The organism is Streptomyces sp. NPDC045287 (assembly GCF_056432325.1).
Genome location: NZ_JBWKJG010000002.1, coordinates 306,676 through 324,254 on the forward strand (window position 1 = coordinate 306,676; position 17,579 = coordinate 324,254).

Sequence of the window (17,579 nt, forward strand, 5' to 3'; positions counted from 1 at the left end):
GCCGACGACTGCGTACGCTGCCCCGTCCCGTCTCCGGTCCGACACCCTGGGGAATGAGGGCCGTCGCCGGGACGGGGTGGCGCGTTCCTACCTGACACCCCGCCACGGGTGGCTAACCACCTTGCGCACCCTGGCGAACCCTGGCGAATAGTCGCCACCCCCATGGCGGAGGGCTACTGTCAACTCAGCCGAGAACCTGGGGGCTTGACGTGACAGGACGACCCAACACCCGCCTCTGTGACCTGTTCGGCCTCGCCGGCTGGTCGAAGGGCGAGCTCGCGCGGCTGGTCAACCGGCAGGCGGCGGCCATGGGCCACCCCCAGCTGGCCACGGACACCTCGCGGGTCCGGCGCTGGATCGACATGGGGGAGACCCCGCGCGATCCCGTGCCGAGGGTGCTGGCGGCCCTGTTCACCGAGCGACTCGGTCGTGTCGTGACCATCGAGGACCTCGGGTTCGTACGGCACGGGCGCGCCGGGAGACGGCGGGACGTCAAGCACACCGACAATCCCGACGGGCTGCCGTGGGCACCCGAACGCACGGCCACGGTCCTCACCGAATTCACGGGAATGGACCTCATGCTCAACCGACGCGGCTTGGTGGGCGCGGGCGCCGTGCTCACCGCGGGCTCCGCCATCACCAGCGCCATGCACGACTGGTTCCGTACCGACACCGGGAAACCCGGTACCCACGGCCACTCTGCCGCCCGCCACGCGGACCCGGCGGGGCTGGACCGCTACGAGGCCGCCCCCATCGGGCTGCAGGAGGTCGAGGAGCTGGAGACCTCCGTCGAGGTGTTCCGCGCCTGGGACGCCGCCAAGGGCGGCGGCCTCCAGCGCAAGGCCGTCGTCGGCCAGCTCAACGAGGTGGGCGGAATGCTCGCCTACCGTCACCCCGACCCCATCCAGCGGCGCCTGTGGGGCGTCGCGGCCAACCTCGCCGTCCTCGCCGGCTGGATGTCCCACGACGTGGGCCTGGAGCCCACGGCGCAGAAGTACTTCATCATCGCCGCGCACGCGGCCCGCGAGGGCGGCGACCGGCCCCGCGCCGGCGAGGCCCTGTCCCGCTGCGCCCGCCAGATGGTCCACCTCGGCCGGCCCGCCGAGGCGCTGGACCTGATCCAGCTCGCCAAGTTCGGCTCCGGCGACGAGATGCTGCCGCGCACCCGGGCGATGCTCCACACGATCGAGGCGTGGGCGCACGCCTCCATGGGCCGCGGCCAGGCGATGCGCCGCACCCTGGGCGAGGCGGAGGAGCTGTTCGTCTCCGACAAGGGGGACGGCCCGCTGCCGGTGTGGATGCAGACCTTCAAGTCCGAGGACCTGTACGGCATGCAGGCCCTCGCCTACCGGACGCTCGCCGAGCACGAGCCGTCCGCCGCCAAGCAGGCGCAGCACTTCGCCCAGAAGGCCCTGGAGCTGCGGATCGACGGCCGCGAGCGCTCCAAGATCTTCGATCACCTGTCCATGGCCTCGGCCTGCTTCATCGCCGACGACCCGGAGCAGGCGGACCGGTACGCCCGGCTCGCACTGGCCGCGATGGGCGGCAACTCGTCCCAGCGGACCTGGGACCGGTTGGGGGACATGTACGGGCTCACCGACCGGTACGCCGACCACTCCGGGATCAGGGACCTGCGGGAGCGGATCGAGCACGCGCTGCCGAAGGACCAGGCGAAGAAGCTGGGCATCAAGGGGATCTGACCGGGGCGGGCCGGACGAAGCCCCGCCTCACGCACACCACCGCGCACCGACAGGCCACGCGGTCCGTTCCGACACGCGGTTCGCCCCGATACACCGTCCGTTCCGACACGCCGTCCGCCCCGATACATCGTCCGTTCCGACACGCCGTCCGCCTCCCGGCACGTGCCCGGGGAGGGGCCCTTCTACGACGGGCCGCCCACCCTGACCGCCACGACACAGGCGTCGTCGACGCGTCCCGTGCCGCCGAACTCCTCGACCACCATCCGCACACAGTCCTGCGCGTCGCGCGCACGGGCGAACCCCGGCGCGAGGGCCAGCAGCCGCTCCGTGCCCGGCGTGTCCGCGCCGAGCCCGGCCTCGCCCCTGGTCAGCCCGTCCGTGTGGAGCAGCAGCAGATCACCGGGGCGCAGCCGGACCTCGGCCTGCTCGTAGGCGGCGCCCGACGCGGTCGCGCCCAGCAGGACGCCCTCCGGCCGGTCCAGCGCGCACCCCGTCCCGTCGCGGAACAGCAGCGGGGCGGGGTGTCCCGCCTGCGCCCAGCGCAGCGTCCGCGTCACCGGGTCGTAGCGGCAGCACAGGGCGCTGCCGAGGGCGGGCTGCGCGGCGGTCTCCAACAGCTGGTTGAGGTGGCCCAGCAGCGCCCCCGGCCGGATGCCGGCCACGGCGAGGCCGCGCAGGGCACCGAGCAGCATCGCCATCGACGACGTGGCGGACACGCCGTGGCCCGTGAGGTCACCGACCGTGAGCAGCGCGTTCCCGTCGGGCAGCTCCAGCACGTCGTACCAGTCGCCGCCGATCCGGCTGCTGCTGCAGGACGGCAGGTAGTGCCCGGCGACGTCGAGCGCGGCGGGGCCGCTCCCGGCGAGCCGCAGCGGCCCGCGCCAGGACGGCAGGACCGCCTCCTGGAGCTCCACCGCGAGCCGGTGCTCGGTCTGCTCCCGCTCGTGCTGCCGGCGCAGCGATTCGCGGGACTCGCGGACGGCGCGCTGGCTGCGGCGCAGTTCGCTGACGTCCCGGAACACCGCCCACATGGACGCCGTGCGGCCCTCGCCGTCGAGGACCGGTTCGCCCGCCATGTGCAGGGTGCGCACGCGGCCGTCGGCCCGTACGACCCGGAACTCCCCGTCGATCGGCTTGCCGTCGACGAGACAGCCCGTCACCAGTTGGGTGAGGAGCGGCTGGTCCTCCACGAACACCAGGGACGGCAGCTCGTCCAGGGACATCGGCCCGGCCCCGGGGGAGCGGCCGACGATCCGGTACAGCTCCTCGGACCAGCTCACCTCGTCCGTCAGCAGGTTCCACTCGGCGCTGCCGACACGGGTGAGCAGGCAGCCGGTCGCCTCCTCGCCGTACGGGCGGCCGTCCCGCTCGCCCGGCCCGGAGTCCTGGTCCGCGGACCCCTCCCGCCGCGCGGCCCGCTCCGGGACGCCCTCCTTGAGCTGCCCGAGCTGCGCGCCCAGGTCGTCGAGCTGGTGCACGGCCAGGTCGCACAGGGCGCGCTGCCAGCGGGCCCGCGGGTCGGTCTCGTCGGACGCGGCGTCCCGGCGTACGGCGTCCACCTCTCCGCGCAACCGGCGGGTCTGCGAGATGAGGGCGTCCACCGGGCCGCGCTCCGGCGGCTGCTGGCTGGGACGGTCCGCGAACAGAGGGGACGGCATGGGGATCTCCGATACAGGCGCGCGGCCATGGCTTGAAAAGCAAGGACCACCCACGACTGTGACACAGGGGCGCAAGGGCCGTAAGCCGTTTGGCAACACTCGGATCGGCCATGTCGCCGGCATATGCCAAAGGCCGGAAGGGTTCCGGCCAAGGTGGCCGGAACCCTTGGGAAGCGTGTGCGAACGCGATTTTCCCGAGGTCCCGGTGAGGTCCCGGTCCCGCCGGGCCGCCCCGCACGTCGCGGCCCGGTGTCACCCGGAAGGATCATCGCGCCCCGCCCCTGCGCGGAGGTGAACCGGCGCGAACCGGGTACCCGGAACGCACCGGGGGCGCATCCGCGCGCCGCCCGGTGGAGGCAGGGTCCCACGGACCGGACGACCGACGGAGGGAAGCACCCGTGACCGCACAGCCAGGCAAGAGGGTCGTCGTCACCGGGGCCACCGGGAACGTCGGCACCAGCGTCGTCACCGCCCTCGCCGACGACCCGCGCGTCGGCTCCGTCCTCGGCGTGGCGCGCCGCCGCCCCGGCTGGTCCCCGCCCCGTACCGAATGGGCGGAGGCGGACGTGGAGAAGGACGGCGACCGCGAGCTGACCGCCCTCTTCGAGGGCGCCGACGCCGTGGTCCACCTGGCCTGGGCGTTCCAGCCGACCCACGATCCGCTCGCCACCTGGCGCACCAACGTCCTGGGCGGCATGCGCGTCTTCCGCGCGGTCGCCGCGGCCCGCGTCCCCGCCCTGGTGTACGCCTCGTCGGTCGGCGCGTACTCGCCGGGGCCGAAGGACCGGCCCGTCGACGAGTCCTGGCCCACCCACGGCTGGCCGGAGGCCGCGTACTGCCGCGAGAAGGCGTACCTCGAGCGCGTCCTGGACGGTTTCGAACCCCGCAACCCCGACGTCCGCGTCGTCCGGATGCGCACGGCCTTCCTCTTCAAGGAGGCGTCCGCGAGCGAGCAGCTGCGCATCTTCGCGGGGAACCTCGTCCCCGGCCGGCTCGCCGACCCGCGCTTCGTGCCCGCCGTGCCCGACATCGAAGGACTCGTCTTCCAGGCGCTGCACACCGACGACGCCGCGGACGGCTATCGCCGCGCGGTCCTCGACGACGGCGCCCGCGGCGCGTACAACCTGGCGGCCGACCCGCCGCTGGGGCCCGACGACCTCGCCGCGCTCCTCGACGCCAAGGTCGTCCGCCTGCCGCGCCGGGCCGCCCGCGCCGCGCTCGCCGCGGCCTGGACGCTCCGCCTGGTGCCGTCCTCGCCGCAGCTGTTCGACGCGTTCCTGCGGCTGCCGCTGATGGACTGCTCCCGCGCCCGGGACGAGCTGGGGTGGAGCCCCCGGCACACGGCGAGGGAAGCCGTCGAGGCGCTCCTGCGGGGACTGCGGGAGGGCGCCGGCATGGACACGGCCCCGCTGCACCCCCGCAAGGCGGGCTGACCGCGCGGCGGGGGCGCACGCGCTCCGGGCGGACGGGCCCCGCCGGCCCCGGTTCCCGCCGGTCTCGGCCGGGGTGCCCGTGGCCGCCGGGGAAGGTCAGTCGGGCGGCTCCATGGCGGGCGCGTCCACGTCCGCCGCCCCGGTGGCGTCCCCGGCGGGGTCGGCGTCCCCCGAGTCCGTCAGGGTGAACAGTCCGCCGTCCGGGTCGCGCAGCGTCGCCTGGGCCCCCGGCTCGTGGCTGATCACCGTCCCGCCGTGCCGCAGCGCGGCCGTCACCCGCCCCTCCACGTCCGGCACCGGGAAGTGCACCTGCCAGCGCGGCCGGATCGCCGGGTCCGGGGCCTCCTCCAGCGCGCCCGACGACAGTCGTGCCACCGCCCGCCCGGCGCTGCGCAGAACGACCTCGTCGCCCTCGTACTCCACGTCGCAGTGGCCCGGCCGCCCGCACGCCCAGTCCAGGACCTCCCCGTAGAAGATCGCCGCCTCGAACGCGTCCCGCGTGTGCAGCCGCACCCACGCCGGCGCCGCCGACCGCCCCGCCCCCCACCCGGTGGGCGCCTCGCCCTCCCAGATGCCGAACACCGCGCCGTCCCGGTCCGCCGCCAGCGCCCCGCGCCCCAGGGCGAACGCGACCGGCCCGACCGCCACCGTGCCGCTGCGCTCCCGGATGCGCCCCGCCGTCACGTCCGCGTTCCGCACGGCGAAGTACGGCGTCCAGGCCACGGCCACGTGGAACGCCGACGCCAGCGCGCCCACTCCGGCGATCAACTTGCCGCCGGACAGCGCGACGCTGAACTCCTCCCCGAGCCGGGCGGGCCGGAACTCCCACCCCATGACGGCCCCGTAGAAGTCGTGTGCGGCCCGCAGGTCGCGGGTCATCAGACTGACCCAGCACGGCGCCCCGTAGACCGTGCTGCTCGTTGCCGCCGCCCCCGAAGCCGTGGCAGCCGTCGGTTCTCTGGTCATGTGCCAACCATCCCGGTGTCGCCTCGCGCGTCGTCCGACCGCTGTCCCATCCTGTCACTTTTTATCCGATAGGCGCTCTTTTCTCCGCTTTTGTCGCAGCGGGTCGCCCCGCGGAGTGCCGGGCCCCCGGCGGAACGGCGGCGCGGAAAAACTCCTCTACGGTGTCGGATCAGTGTTTTCCCCCGAAAGGCAGTGGTGAGAATGGCCGTCGGCGCGCCCCGCGTCACCGACCCCGACGACGAGGACACGGGGCGGGGCGACGGCCCGCGCCCCGCCCGGCGGCCCGCCGTCACGGCGGGTGTCCTCGCCCTCGCGGCCCTGCCGCTCGCCCTGCTGGTGGCCGCCTCCGGCCTGGGCCGGTACGTCCGCCCCTCGGCGGACGAGTGGTGCTTCCTGCCGCTGGTCCGCGACCACGGCGTCGCCGGGATCGTCGAGCAGTTCTACGCGACCGACAACGGCCGCCTCGCCAACGGCCTCCTCGTCGGCCTCTACGCGAAGTTCCCGGTCGCCGGACACCAGTGGTACGCCCCGGTCAGCGCGGTGGCCGTGCTCGGCCTGCTCTGGGCCCTCACCGCCCTGCTGCTGCGCCGCACCGGGCTGCGGGCACCGCGCGGCACGGCGCTCCTGGCCGCCGCCATGACGAGCGCCGTGTTCCTGCTCGCCACCCCGAACACGTACAAGACCTTCTACTGGCCCGCCGCCTCGGTCTCCCACACCCTCGCCCCCGTCCTGGCCGCCGGCGCCGCCCTGCCGCTGCTCGCGGCCCGCGGCCGGCGCGGCCGGGCCGCCGCCCTCGCCACCGTCCTCCTGGCCGGGGTCTTCATGGGCACGCTCTCCGAGGAGGCGTCGGTCGTCGCCCTGGTCGTGCTCGGCGCCGCCGTCGTCCTCGCGCCGCAGGTCCTCGCCGCACGCGTGCGCCGCGCCGTCCGCGTCTGGGCGCTCACGGGCGCGGCGGGCGTCGCCGTCGGCACGCTCCTGCTGGTCACGTCCCCCGGCTCGCGCAACCGCCGCGAGCGCTACGACGCCGAGACCGTCTCCATGCTCGCCCCGGACTCCCTCCTCACCTCCCTCGAGCTGTTCGTCCGCATCCTGGAGGACATCCTCACGACCTGGCAGTACGCGGGCGCCGTCGCCGCCGGTGTCCTGCTGGGCCTCCTGGCCCGCCGCCGCCCGGACGCCGGGCCCGCCGTCCTCCTGCCGTACCGCCCGCTGCGGCTGCTGTCCCTCGGCGCGCTGGTGTTCCTCGCCTCCGGCTACCTGTGCACCGTCATCACGTACCCGGTCTTCGGCACGCGGGTCCTCACCACGGAGCGCACCTGGAACGACTACCTGCTGCTGTACGTCCTGCTGCTCGTCGCCGCCGGCGCGTTCCTCGGCCGGGCGGTGCGCCGCGCCGGGCGGCCCGCCACCGTCCGGTACGCCGTCGCCGCGGGCTGCGCCGCCGTGTGCGCCCTGACCGTCGCCGGCCTCGCCGCCCCGCTGTACCAGCTCGGCGGCGACATGCGGGCCCGCGCCGAGCGCTGGGACCGCCAGGACCGGTTCCTGCGCGAGCGGGCCGCGAGCGGCGCCCGGACCGCCCCGTACACGCCGAACACGGTCAGCCGCATGCTGGAGCCGTTCGGCGGGGGCGGCAGGCACCAGTGGCCGGCGCGCTGCGTCGCCGACTACTACCACCTGGACCGCGTCACCGACGGGCGGCGCGCCCCGTAGGGCGCCCACCCGCCCCCGCCCGGGTCAGGGCCGGCCCGCCCGGGCGGGGGCGCGGTCGGCCGCGGGGCTCCCGGACGCGTCCCGCTCGGTCTCCCGCACCACGTAGTGGGGGCGCCGCTTCGACTCGTGGTAGATCCTCCCCACGTACTCGCCGATCACCCCGAGCGTCGCCAGCTGCACGCCGCTCAACCCGACGACCGCCGTGATCAGCGTCGCGTACCCCGGCGTGTCGACGCCGTTCAGCAGCGCGTTCGCCACGATCCACAACGCGTAGGCGAACGCCGAGAGGAACAGCCACAGGCCGGTGTGCACGGCCAGCCGCAGCGGGCGGCTGTTGAACGACAGGAGCCCGTCGACGCCGTAGTTCAGCAGCCGCCTGCCACCCCACTTCGACGCGCCCGCGGCCCGCTCCACGTTCTCGTAGCGGAAGCTGACCGTGTCGAAGCCGATCCACGAGAACAGGCCCTTGGAGAACCGGTTGCTCTCCGGCAGCGACAGGACCGCCTCCACGGCGCGCCGCGACAACAGCCTGAAGTCGCCGGCCCCGTCGGCGATCTCCACCTCCATGAACCGCCGCACCAGCCGGTAGTAGGCGCGGCTGAACGCCTTGCGGACCGCGCCCTCGCCGGCCCGGTCCCGCTGCGCCACCACCTGGTCGTAGCCGTGCAGGCGCAGCTCCAGCATCCGGGGGAGCAGCTCCGGCGGGTGCTGGAGGTCGGCGTCCATCAGCACCACCGCCGCGCCCCGGGACATCCGCATCCCGGCGAGCATCGCCGACTCCTTGCCGAAGTTCCGGCTGAACGACGTGTACCGCACCCGCGCGTCGGTGCGGGCCAGCTCCCGCAGCCGCTCCACCGTCCCGTCGCGGCTGCCGTCGTCCACGTAGCAGATCTCGAAGGCGGCCCCCGTGGGTTCCAGCGCGGCCACGACCGCCGCGTGGAAGTCGCCGATCACCTCGCTCTCGTCGAAACAGGGAACGACGACCGAGACATCCACCATTGCTGACCCACTCCATGCACGCCGATGCGGGACGCCCCTCCGGTACCCGCCGCACACGGAAGATGCCGAGGGGACCGCCGAGGTTGCCTCCACCTCGCTACCAGCGCCGCACGGCCCCGGTCCGCCCGCCACCCGGGTCGCCCGGACGGGTGCCGGGCCCGGCGGCGGCGCCCGTACGAACGGCCCCGGCCCCCCACCAGGGGGACCGGGGCCGGGGGCCGGCGCTCGCGGTGTCCGCGCGGGCGGCCGACGGGACGTCACCCGTCGGCCGCCCGCGCGGCCCTCCTCACCGCGGCGCCCGCGGAAGGGCCGGCCCCCGCTCCGCCGGGCGGAGCGGACGCGGGCGTCCTCGGTGCCGGCGCCGTCGCGGGACCGCGCGGAGAAGCCGCCGCTCCCCGGACCCGCGCCGCCACCGGCCACCGGGACCCCTCCGGTCACGAGGGGCCCCTCTGATCGGGAACCCGGTCCCCGGGTCTCCCCTTGCACAACCGGAGACCGGGTTCCCCGCCGCGCGCGGGACGGACGGCCCGTCCCGCGTCACCCGCCCGCCCCTACGGGAGGGACACGAACGGGTCCAGGAACGCCCGGGCGCCGGGCGCGTCCAGGCGGTAGGCCACATTCGTCGCGTAGCACGGGCCGTCACCGGTGATCGTCGTCGCCACCAGCGTCCGCGCCCCGTCCACCCGGGCGAAGTTCGGCCCGCCCGAGTCGCCGTAGCAGGCCCCGCCGTTCCCCTGCGGCGCGGTCATCCCGAGCCGCACCCACGACGCGTTGAGCGCGTTGAACGACACGGGCGCCTTCATCCGCACGCCGCCGCCCGGATGGGTGTGGCCGCCCGGCCCGCGCCGCGCCTCCTGCGTGCCGTATCCGGCGACGGTGAACGACGCCTCCTCCAGGCCCCGCGGGCCGAGCGCGCCCAGCGCCCCGGCCCGGGGCAGCGCCGCCGGGGTGAACGACCAGCGGGCGGCGACCCGCGCGGCGGGCAGCTCGACCACCGCGATGTCGTACGTGTCGGAGGCGGACCCGGGGTAGCGCGGGTGGTGGTGCGCGGTGCCCTCGACGGCGACGTCGCGGGCGACGGCCGCCGGGTCGCCGGGGTGGCGCCCGGCCGCCTCGTCGAGGGCGCCCTGGACGTCCTGGTCGAGGGAGACGAAGAACCGCGCGTTCTCCGGCCGGTCGGCGGTGCAGTGCGCGGCGGTGAGGAACGTGTCGGCGTCGATCATGGTGCCGGAGCACACCCAGTCGACCCGGTCCGGTGTCGCGGGGTCGCCGTCGTCGTCCCAGGTGGCGACCAGCGCGCCGACCTCGGTGCGCTCGGGCGCCGGCGTCGCGTGGTACGAGTTGATCGCGGAGGACGGCACGGCCGCGCCGACGACGACGGCGCAGGCCATCGCCAGGACGGCGCCCGTACGGGCAGGGGTGACGGTCAAGAGAAACCCTTCCGGACGGCGAGTGAACAGGTGCTTCTCCTGCGGGGTGACCGAAAGTGAAGCGCGTGGCGCCCACCCGGGGAAAGAGGGAAACCCCTGGCCCACCCCTACACCCCTGCGCCGCCCCGCCCCGGCCGCGCCGCTCCCCGCCGGCCGCCCGGCCCCGTGCCGCCCCCGGCCCGCCCCGCCGGCCTCCGGTTCCCGGCGCGGCCGGGGCGGGGGAGAGGGGCGGGCGCCGCGCGGGGCGCGGTGTCAGCCTCCCAGCGGCAGGCCGCCGGTCGGCAGGCCGTCGGTCGGGAGCCCGGTGGTGGGCAGGCCGCCGAGCAGCCCGCCACCGACGGGCAGGCCCGCCGGGTGGCCCTCGTCCTGCGCCTCGCTCCCGGTCAGGGACCCGAGCGGCCCGGTCGTGTTGAGGTCGGTCGCCACCGGCGTGCTGATCGACGAGGGCGGCGCCTCGGCGGCCGTGGCGGGGACGGCCGCGACCATCCCCGCACCGGCGATGCCGGCGCAGACCGTGAGGAGGCGGGTGCCGGTACGGATGCTCATGTGTCACTCCTGACGTGAGGCGGACGGAGGCTGCCTTCCAGCCCCACTGGGCAACGACGCGGCCGGTGCGGCGACACGGCCGGGCCGCGGCGGGACGGCCGGGCCGCGGCGGGACGCGAAGTCGCCCCCCACCCCTTGAACTTGGTCTAGTCCAATGCCAAGCTGCTTGTGAGCCGCCCGACTTGAGTCCCCCACTGAGGAAGGGACCCCCCACATGTCACTGCGAAAGACCACCCGCGTAGCGGCGGCAGCCGCCGCGGCACCCCTGCTCGTCGTCCTGACCCCCGTGCAGGCGACGGCGCACGGCACCATGTACGGCCCGGTCAGCCGCGTCGCCACCTGCTACGCCGAAGGCCCGGAGAACCCGGACACCCAGGTGTGCAAGGACCTCGTCGCCACGAGCGGCACGCAGCCGCTCTACGACTGGAACGAGGTCAACATCGCCAACGCCAACGGGCAGCACCGCCAGCTGATCCCCGACGGCAAGCTCTGCTCGGCCAACCGCGAGAAGTACAAGGCGCTCGACTGGGCCCGCACCGACTGGGCGGCCACGCCCGTCTCCCCGGGCGCGCTGCATTTCAAGTACCGCGTCACCGCCGCGCACCCCGGCACGATGACCGTCTACATCACCAAGGAGGGATACGACCCCACCAAGCCGCTGAAGTGGTCGGACCTCGACCAGACCCCGGTCGCCGTGGCGAACGTCGCGAGGACGGCGCCGACCGGCTGGTACGAGTTCAACGGCACCCTGCCGCAGCGGACCGGCCGCCACCTGCTGTACAAGATCTGGCAGCGCAACGACAGCCCGGAGGCGTTCTACAGCTGCTCCGACGTCACGTTCTCCGCGGCGGCCGTCGCCTCCGCGCCGAAGGCGCCGACCGAGAAGCAGATCCAGGCGGGCCTGTCCAAGTCGACGGTCAGCCACCACGGCCACGGCGGTGACACGACGGCCCAGGAGCGCAACGTGCTGCCCCAGACCCTGGCCAGCGTGGCCGCGGTCGGCATCACGGCCGCCTGCTTCCTCACCACCCGCCGCCGCAGGACCTCCTGACGGCCCGCCGGCGGTCCGGCGCGGAGCCCCCGGGCCCGCGCCGGACCGCCGGCGTTCAGCGCGACCGGCCCCGGCTCCGCGAAGTCCCGCAGCCGCGCCGTTCCTTCCACAGTCACCGGCGTCCGCGCCCGGCCCGCGCGTCCGCCACGGCCTCACCCGGGAACCCCCCGAACCCCCACTTCGGGAGGACCGCCCGGGCAGGGCGACCGGGGTCGGACCCCTCAACGCGACGGAGAGGCCCGCCCCAGCAGGGCGCGCCCTCCCCAAGGCGGTGGGGACGGGCCTGTCGGGGCGGGCGCGTCGGGGCCGCGCTCCTTACGGGTCGTTGCCGCCGGTGTTGCTGAGCGCCTCATAGATGCCGATGGACGCCAGGTATCCGTTGCCGACGCTGGTGACGCCGCGCAGCACCACTGTGGCGCCCACCTTGTACACCGGATTCTTGAGATTCGTGGTGATGGTGGAGGTCACGCCGCTGAGGGTGAGGAGGATGTAGGTGCCCGCCTGGCGGTACCATTCAACCTTCTTGTCCTTTTCGTTGTACATGATGGCGGTGCCGGCGAGCGTCAGGACGCCGGACGCCACGTCGAGGACACACTTCCCGTTGTCGTACCAGGCGGGTTTGTTGCCGGGTGTCTTGTGGAGCTTGTACAGCGTTCCCGTGAAGAAGGCGATGAGGTATCCCGTCCAGCGCAGCCCTCTTGCCCAATGGCTCATGGTGATGTCGGCGGGCCAGAAACTGGGAGCAAAACCGAGGGCCAGCCGGGCGAAGTTGAGACCTCCGGCCCAGTTCTTGAGTTTGGCCGCCAGGGGAGATTTCTTGTCGTCGATGCGCCGGTCCGTAGCGACCGCACTGAGAAGCCCGCCCACGAAGGAAGCGATGGCGGATCCCATGCCCATGAACAGATAGGCGGTTTTCAGCACATCGGCGTTCGGGGTCGTGGTCGGCCCGCCGTCTCGCGGTCCGCAGAGCTTGTCGAACAGCTTCTCGTCGGCCAGGAGGTCGATGCCGTCGGGCAGCTTCTTGCCGAGGACGATGCGGTTGATCTGCACCGTGGGGATGGCCAGGGCCAGGCACACCACGCCCCGGTACGTGAGGTTCACCCGGTCCTTGGTCCCCAGGAGCTCGTGGAGGAACTCCACGATGGCCCGCACCCAGGGAATGTCGCACGGCGCGTCCAGCGCCTTCTTCAAGGCGGCCGGGAACCGGGGGGAGAGTTCGAGGAACTTGTCGATGACGGTGGCTCCGCCGTCCAGCGCGCTTTGTGCCACCTCGACCGCCGCGCACCACAGAGCGGCGATGTTCGCCTGCCCGGGGTTGTTGACGGCTGCGATGATCTTGTCGGCCAGCTCCTGGGTCAGGGCGTCGGCGACGCCTCCCAGTGCCTCCTCCACCGCGTCGCACACCTCCCCCACGAGGGACGACAGATCGTCCTTCGTGTCGGGGTCGGTGTCCGCGAGGAGGTCTTCCATCAGGCCGGTGACGGTTCCGCTGACGGTGGCGGCTCCCTCGATCAGCGTTCTGACGGTGCCGGCCGTACTGTCGAAGTGCGACGGTGTCTTGCCCTTGAGATCGTCCGGCGGCTTCAGGTTCTCCAGCTCTCCCTTGGCCTTCTGGAAGTTCTCGCTCACGCTCTTACGCCACTTGGCGCTCTCCTTCTTGAGGCGGGCTTCGGCGTAGGTGAGCCCGTTGTCGATGATCTTCTCGTACGTCTCGGCGGTCTTGAGGATCTCGTCCCATCCGAGCATGTGGCGGAACCAGGCGATCAGGTCGATGCCGATCAGCTTCAGGACGCTGTTGATGGCCTTCAGGACGTGGGCTGCCGTCTTGAGTACGAAGGTGAACACCTTCCCCGCGATCTCGACGACGCACTCTATGCCCTCCTTGACCGCCTGGAAGAGCATCTTGGCGCTCTTCTTGAGCTGTTCGATCCGCTTCTTCGCCCAGGCGACGATGGCGTCCCAGGCGGCACCGACGTCGTCCCAGAAGCTGAACACCCGGGCGTCACCCGGTGCGGTGCTGCCCGCACGGGGCAGGTCGGGCGGCGTGGGAGAGGTCTCCGCCCGCCAGCCCTTCTGCTCGCTGCAGGTGATCTTCAGTGTGGAGCGCGGTGTGGTGAGCCCCTGCCCGGCATCGTCGCTGAGTGTCTCTTCGACGGTGGTGAACACGCACCCCCGGGTGGGTTTGACGCGCTCGGTGGGCTGGGTGAGGGACGGCAGGACGATGCCCACGGCCTCCACCACGTCGTTGGGCTGATCCTGGACGATCTTGGACCCGTCGCCCCGTTTCGCTTCCTTCAGGCTGTCGACGCCCTGGATGCCGTGGAGGACGGTGTTGGCCTTGCCGCTGGGCCGGACGATCACCCGCCCCTTGAAGGCCGCCGACTGGAGGTACAGCGCCGCCGGGGTGACTCCGGTGGCGAAGGCGATCACCTGCAGGCGGCCGCTGCCGTCGCAGACGAGCTTGGAGTCGCGGTCGGGCCCCAGGCGCCGCATCTCGTGGTTGACCAGCACGTAGCACGTCTGCGAGGCGCGGGCCGTGATCTCCAGTCGGGACGCGGGGTTGCCGTCGGGGTCCACGAGCGTGATCGACGACGTGTAGGAGTCCACGCACAGGCTCTTGGGCTGCTTCGCCGCCTGCTCCTCCGCCTCGAACGCGGTGGCGTCGATCGGCGGGACCGGCCCGGTGGCCGTGGCGAACGACGCGCCACCGCTCCAGCCCAGGGGGCGTTTCTCCCACAGGGTCGTCGTGGGGTCCTGCCACAGGTGGGTCAGTCGCCCCTTGGAGTCGGCAACCGCCAACTCCGCCGGGTGGGAGGCGTTCTTGCTGGCCGCCAGCGTGACGGCGTTCTCCAGGAACTCCGTCGGCAGGTGGAAGGTCAGGGACTCGCTGCCACGGTCGCCCGGGATGTAGGTGAGGCCCTTCGCGACATCCTTGTGGAGGGCCCACACGCCGATCTTGTCCCCGGCGTCCGTGACGACGATCGAGTGGATGTCCTTCAGGTCCTCGTCGATGGTCTGGTACGTGTCCCCTTTGCCGTCGGGGAAGACCACCAGTCCGTGGTTGGTCCCCGCGTACACGTCGGACGTCATGTCGTCGTCGTCCTGACCGGGGTAGGTGACCGGGGTCACGCAGTAGTACTCGAGGTCCTTGGGAAGCGCGTCGTTGTCGGAGCCGGGGCTGAAGGACCACGTGCGGTTCCCGTGTGCCTCCTTGGCCGTCAGTTGGGTACGGGTGCCGCCTTTGCCGTCGCCGGTGGGCGCACGGTAGAGGAAGAACGTCGCGCGGTGCCCGTCGTGGTGCCCTGCGGCCACTTGTTCGACCGAGGACAGGTCTTCCGGGTATTCCCGCTTCTTCGCCGTACCCTCCGGGAGGAACGCCTCGTAATAGGCGTACTTCTTCTCGGAGCCGGTGCCCGTGGCGCCGGCGACCGTCAGCAGGGGCCCGTCGGTGCTGTCCCCAGTCGGCGTGTCCTCGGCGCTGTCGTCGGTCCCCAGGCACACCTGCTGTACCTCGAAGTCGTTGGGCACCCCGCTGATCTTCGTCATGATGGCGGGCAGCTTCTGCCACTCCTCGGGGGCGGTGTTGGCCGGTATGAGGGTGGCCGCGAAGAGTTCCCGGGTCTCCGCCTCGTTGTCTTTCGTGCTGCGGACCGCCACCGCGACGCTGATCCTTCCCTTCGCGTCCTGCACGGTGTCGAAGGCACAGACCTGCGTGACGTCCTTGCCGAGGTGCTTGGCGAACTCCTTCGACAGATCGATCATCTGCCAGCCGGTACGCGAGGTGTTGTCGAAACGGTGCATCCACAGGTGCCCGTACGTGCCCAGCGACAGCAGCATGGGATGACCGGCGCCGTCCTGCAGGAGGCGGCATCCACGAGCCGGGTCGATGGGCGTCAGAGGGAGCTGGTTCGTCATCAGCTCACAGGAGATCCTCGCTTTGAGCGCCTTCCCCGTGGAGTTGTCGGGTTTCGGCAGGGTCACCACGTCGACGGGTGCGATCTCGGTGAGCTGCTTGCCCTGCTGTGCCCCCAGGAAGGTGGCGGGGACGTCCCGGGGCCGGGTTGGGGCGGTGGTCATGCCGGGTCCTCCTGACGCGCGGTCTTGTAGGTCACTTCTGCTGCCAGAATTCCCCCCTGGTCGATCGTCCCGTTGCGGAAGTAGAACTCTCCGCCGGCAGGCAGCGTCAGCGGCAGGGAGAGATGCCTGACGGCCTCCTCGAGCGCACTGTCGATGTTCCTGCCGTCGACGCTCATGTCTTCCTTGACGCTCTTCTTCTTTTTTCCGGTGTACTCGCTGTAGAGGCTGTTCGCGGCGTTCTTCGCGGCGTCGTAGTACTTGTCAAGATCCCATTCATTTCCGTCCCCCGTGCAATGGGCGAAGCCGCGGGCACACTTCACCCGGGCCGGCCACGTCAGGCCCTGGTCGACCTGCCGCAGGACCATTTCCATGTCATTGGTCTTGCTGTTCCGCTGTGTCACCAGCTCGAAGTAGTCCAGCCAGCGGACCGTGTTGTCTTCCCAGCGACCTGCCAGTTCGGCTTCGCACTGGTCGGGTTCCTGCCCCGTGCGGACGGTCAGCTTGTACAGCGTCAGATCGCCGTACAGCGCGAAGCGGTTCTTCTTGTCGTACGGGTAGTTCCAGTGGGCCCTGACGAAACTGTAGACGTGGTGGACGATGAAGGGGGGATCGTCCGCGACGGGGTCGGCACTGTAGGTGACCAGGGCCGTCGTTCTCAGTTCTTCGTGCGCCACTGTGTAAGGGGCGCCCCACTGCGTGCTCTTGAGCTTTTCCTTCGAGATCACCGAGGCGAGTGTTCCCACGTTCTCGGCCATCAGCCGGTGGAGCGGCTTGAAGAGCAGCGGCAGTGTGAACGCCTTCGGTCCGAACCGGATGATGCCGTCACAGTCGTCGTCCGAGGTGATCCACGGCTGCTCGTGCCGGTGCGGCACCGGGCGAATGGGGCCGGGAGTACCCGCCTTGGTGATGGAGTAGAAGTCGACGGTGCTGATGTCCGGGTTCTGGTCGCAGCGCGTCGTCGAGAACGTCACCTCCACCGGCTTCATCTCGTCCGGGACACCGTATTCGTCACTCCCCGTCGTGTCGGTACTGGCCGGGTGGTTCACCGAGTACCCCACGACGAAGGAACGCCCGTTTCCTTCCTTGCTCTTCTTGTAGTGGAAGTCCAGGAATCCGGCCAGCACGGAGAGCACCAGTTCCTGCCGTTGCGCGTCGTGTTCCTCCATGTCGAACGAGGAGTGGTCGCGGTCGTACGCCGACAAGTCCGCGTCCTTGATTCCGACGTACAGGTGTTTGATGCTGTACATCTTCTCCTGGCGCTTCCGAAGGGCCTCCCTGGTGTCCTCGGACACGTACGTGGAATCCGCGGCCTGTCCGTGGTTCCAGTCGCCCAGTTGCGGCCGAGTCTCTATGCCCAGGAACCAGCTCCCCTTTTCGCTGAAGGCGTGTTTCTCTATGCGGACGCGCCCCGAGCTTCCTCTCTCGCTGAACACCGCGGTTCCGGAGATCAGGCGGAACTTGAGGATCAAACGCTGCGAGTCGCTCCGGTGGACGAGGAACTCCGGCCTCACCCGGGCGTCGATGTAATCGCTCCACTCGCTGCCCTGCTTTATGTCCGGCGGCTTTTCGTTCTTGGCGATCTTCTCGTACTGGTACTCCCCGTCACTGCCCGGCTTCCGCCGCAGACGAATGGTCTTCGGTATGACCTTGAGGGCGTCGAGTTGGTCGTTGACGGCCTTCTGCTTGACGGAGACGACCATGTCGTACACCAGCAGCATCTGCCGATTCGAGAGCAGCTCGTGATCGTCGAAAGCAGGGGAGCTCGCGTCGACGGGGAGATGAGACTCCGCCTGCAGTTCGGAAAGTGACTGTTCGAGTGACATGCGTAATCCTTCCCGGATGCGTCACATGAATGGCGCGCCGTCCGCTGCCGGGAAACCCCGACTCGGCGAAGGCGCGGAGAGGTACGACCCCCTGGAGATGCCCCCCATCCACGGTCACTCCGTCGCCGTGGACTGTCGCGCGCATACCGCCGAACGGGTGAAGCGGTCTTCAGCGGGCGCGTCGGT

At 71.9% G+C, this 17,579-nt stretch carries 11 protein-coding genes; 4 read left to right on the forward strand and 7 right to left on the reverse strand.

The window, feature by feature from the left end:
• Nucleotides 1-209: 209 nt before the first annotated feature.
• Entirely contained in the window at nt 210-1,700 is a 1,491-nt protein-coding gene (locus tag AC07D6_RS04560; RefSeq protein WP_479041921.1) for a DNA-binding protein NsdB, read from the forward strand.
• Between the two features lie 182 nt (nt 1,701-1,882).
• Here the strand turns inward: AC07D6_RS04560 and AC07D6_RS04565 are convergent, their stop codons facing one another.
• A complete protein-coding gene (locus tag AC07D6_RS04565) occupies nt 1,883-3,358 on the reverse strand; it encodes a PP2C family protein-serine/threonine phosphatase (RefSeq protein ID WP_479041923.1) in 1,476 nt (491 codons plus the stop codon).
• Between the two features lie 398 nt (nt 3,359-3,756).
• On the opposite strand from AC07D6_RS04565, the gene AC07D6_RS04570 reads away from it, so the two are divergent.
• Complete coding sequence (locus AC07D6_RS04570; protein ID WP_479041925.1) at nt 3,757-4,791, forward strand: NAD-dependent epimerase/dehydratase family protein; 1,035 nt, start codon at nt 3,757-3,759, stop codon at nt 4,789-4,791.
• 96 nt (nt 4,792-4,887) lie between these two features.
• Here AC07D6_RS04570 and AC07D6_RS04575 read toward each other — a convergent pair whose 3' ends face one another.
• On the reverse strand, nt 4,888-5,757 hold the full coding sequence (locus AC07D6_RS04575) for a VOC family protein (protein WP_479041927.1): 870 nt from the start codon (nt 5,755-5,757) through the stop codon (nt 4,888-4,890).
• 201 nt (nt 5,758-5,958) lie between these two features.
• On the opposite strand from AC07D6_RS04575, the gene AC07D6_RS04580 reads away from it, so the two are divergent.
• Nucleotides 5,959-7,467, forward strand: a complete 1,509-nt coding sequence (locus AC07D6_RS04580) for a DUF6056 family protein (protein WP_479041928.1) — start codon at nt 5,959-5,961, stop codon at nt 7,465-7,467.
• 24 nt (nt 7,468-7,491) lie between these two features.
• Here AC07D6_RS04580 and AC07D6_RS04585 read toward each other — a convergent pair whose 3' ends face one another.
• The 3 genes from AC07D6_RS04585 to AC07D6_RS04595 form a co-directional block, all read right to left on the reverse strand.
• Complete coding sequence (locus tag AC07D6_RS04585) at nt 7,492-8,466, reverse strand: glycosyltransferase family 2 protein (protein ID WP_315878639.1); 975 nt, start codon at nt 8,464-8,466, stop codon at nt 7,492-7,494.
• Between the two features lie 551 nt (nt 8,467-9,017).
• Nucleotides 9,018-9,896 carry a trypsin-like serine protease gene (locus AC07D6_RS04590; RefSeq protein WP_315878001.1) on the reverse strand — a complete coding sequence of 293 codons (879 nt, stop codon included), beginning with the start codon at nt 9,894-9,896 and terminating at the stop codon, nt 9,018-9,020.
• A 252-nt stretch (nt 9,897-10,148) separates the two neighbouring features.
• The gene (locus AC07D6_RS04595) at nt 10,149-10,442 is read right to left on the reverse strand and encodes a hypothetical protein (RefSeq protein WP_315878000.1); all 294 of its coding nucleotides are present in this window, start codon (nt 10,440-10,442) and stop codon (nt 10,149-10,151) included.
• Between the two features lie 214 nt (nt 10,443-10,656).
• On the opposite strand from AC07D6_RS04595, the gene AC07D6_RS04600 reads away from it, so the two are divergent.
• A complete protein-coding gene (locus tag AC07D6_RS04600; protein WP_479041931.1) occupies nt 10,657-11,493 on the forward strand; it encodes a lytic polysaccharide monooxygenase auxiliary activity family 9 protein in 837 nt (278 codons plus the stop codon).
• 315 nt (nt 11,494-11,808) lie between these two features.
• Here AC07D6_RS04600 and AC07D6_RS04605 read toward each other — a convergent pair whose 3' ends face one another.
• Nucleotides 11,809-15,570 carry a hypothetical protein gene (locus tag AC07D6_RS04605; protein ID WP_479041933.1) on the reverse strand — a complete coding sequence of 1,254 codons (3,762 nt, stop codon included), beginning with the start codon at nt 15,568-15,570 and terminating at the stop codon, nt 11,809-11,811.
• Entirely contained in the window at nt 15,567-17,393 is a 1,827-nt protein-coding gene (locus AC07D6_RS04610) for a hypothetical protein (protein WP_479041935.1), read from the reverse strand. The genes AC07D6_RS04605 and AC07D6_RS04610 overlap by 4 nt, the downstream gene beginning before the upstream one ends.
• Nucleotides 17,394-17,579: the final 186 nt, after the last annotated feature.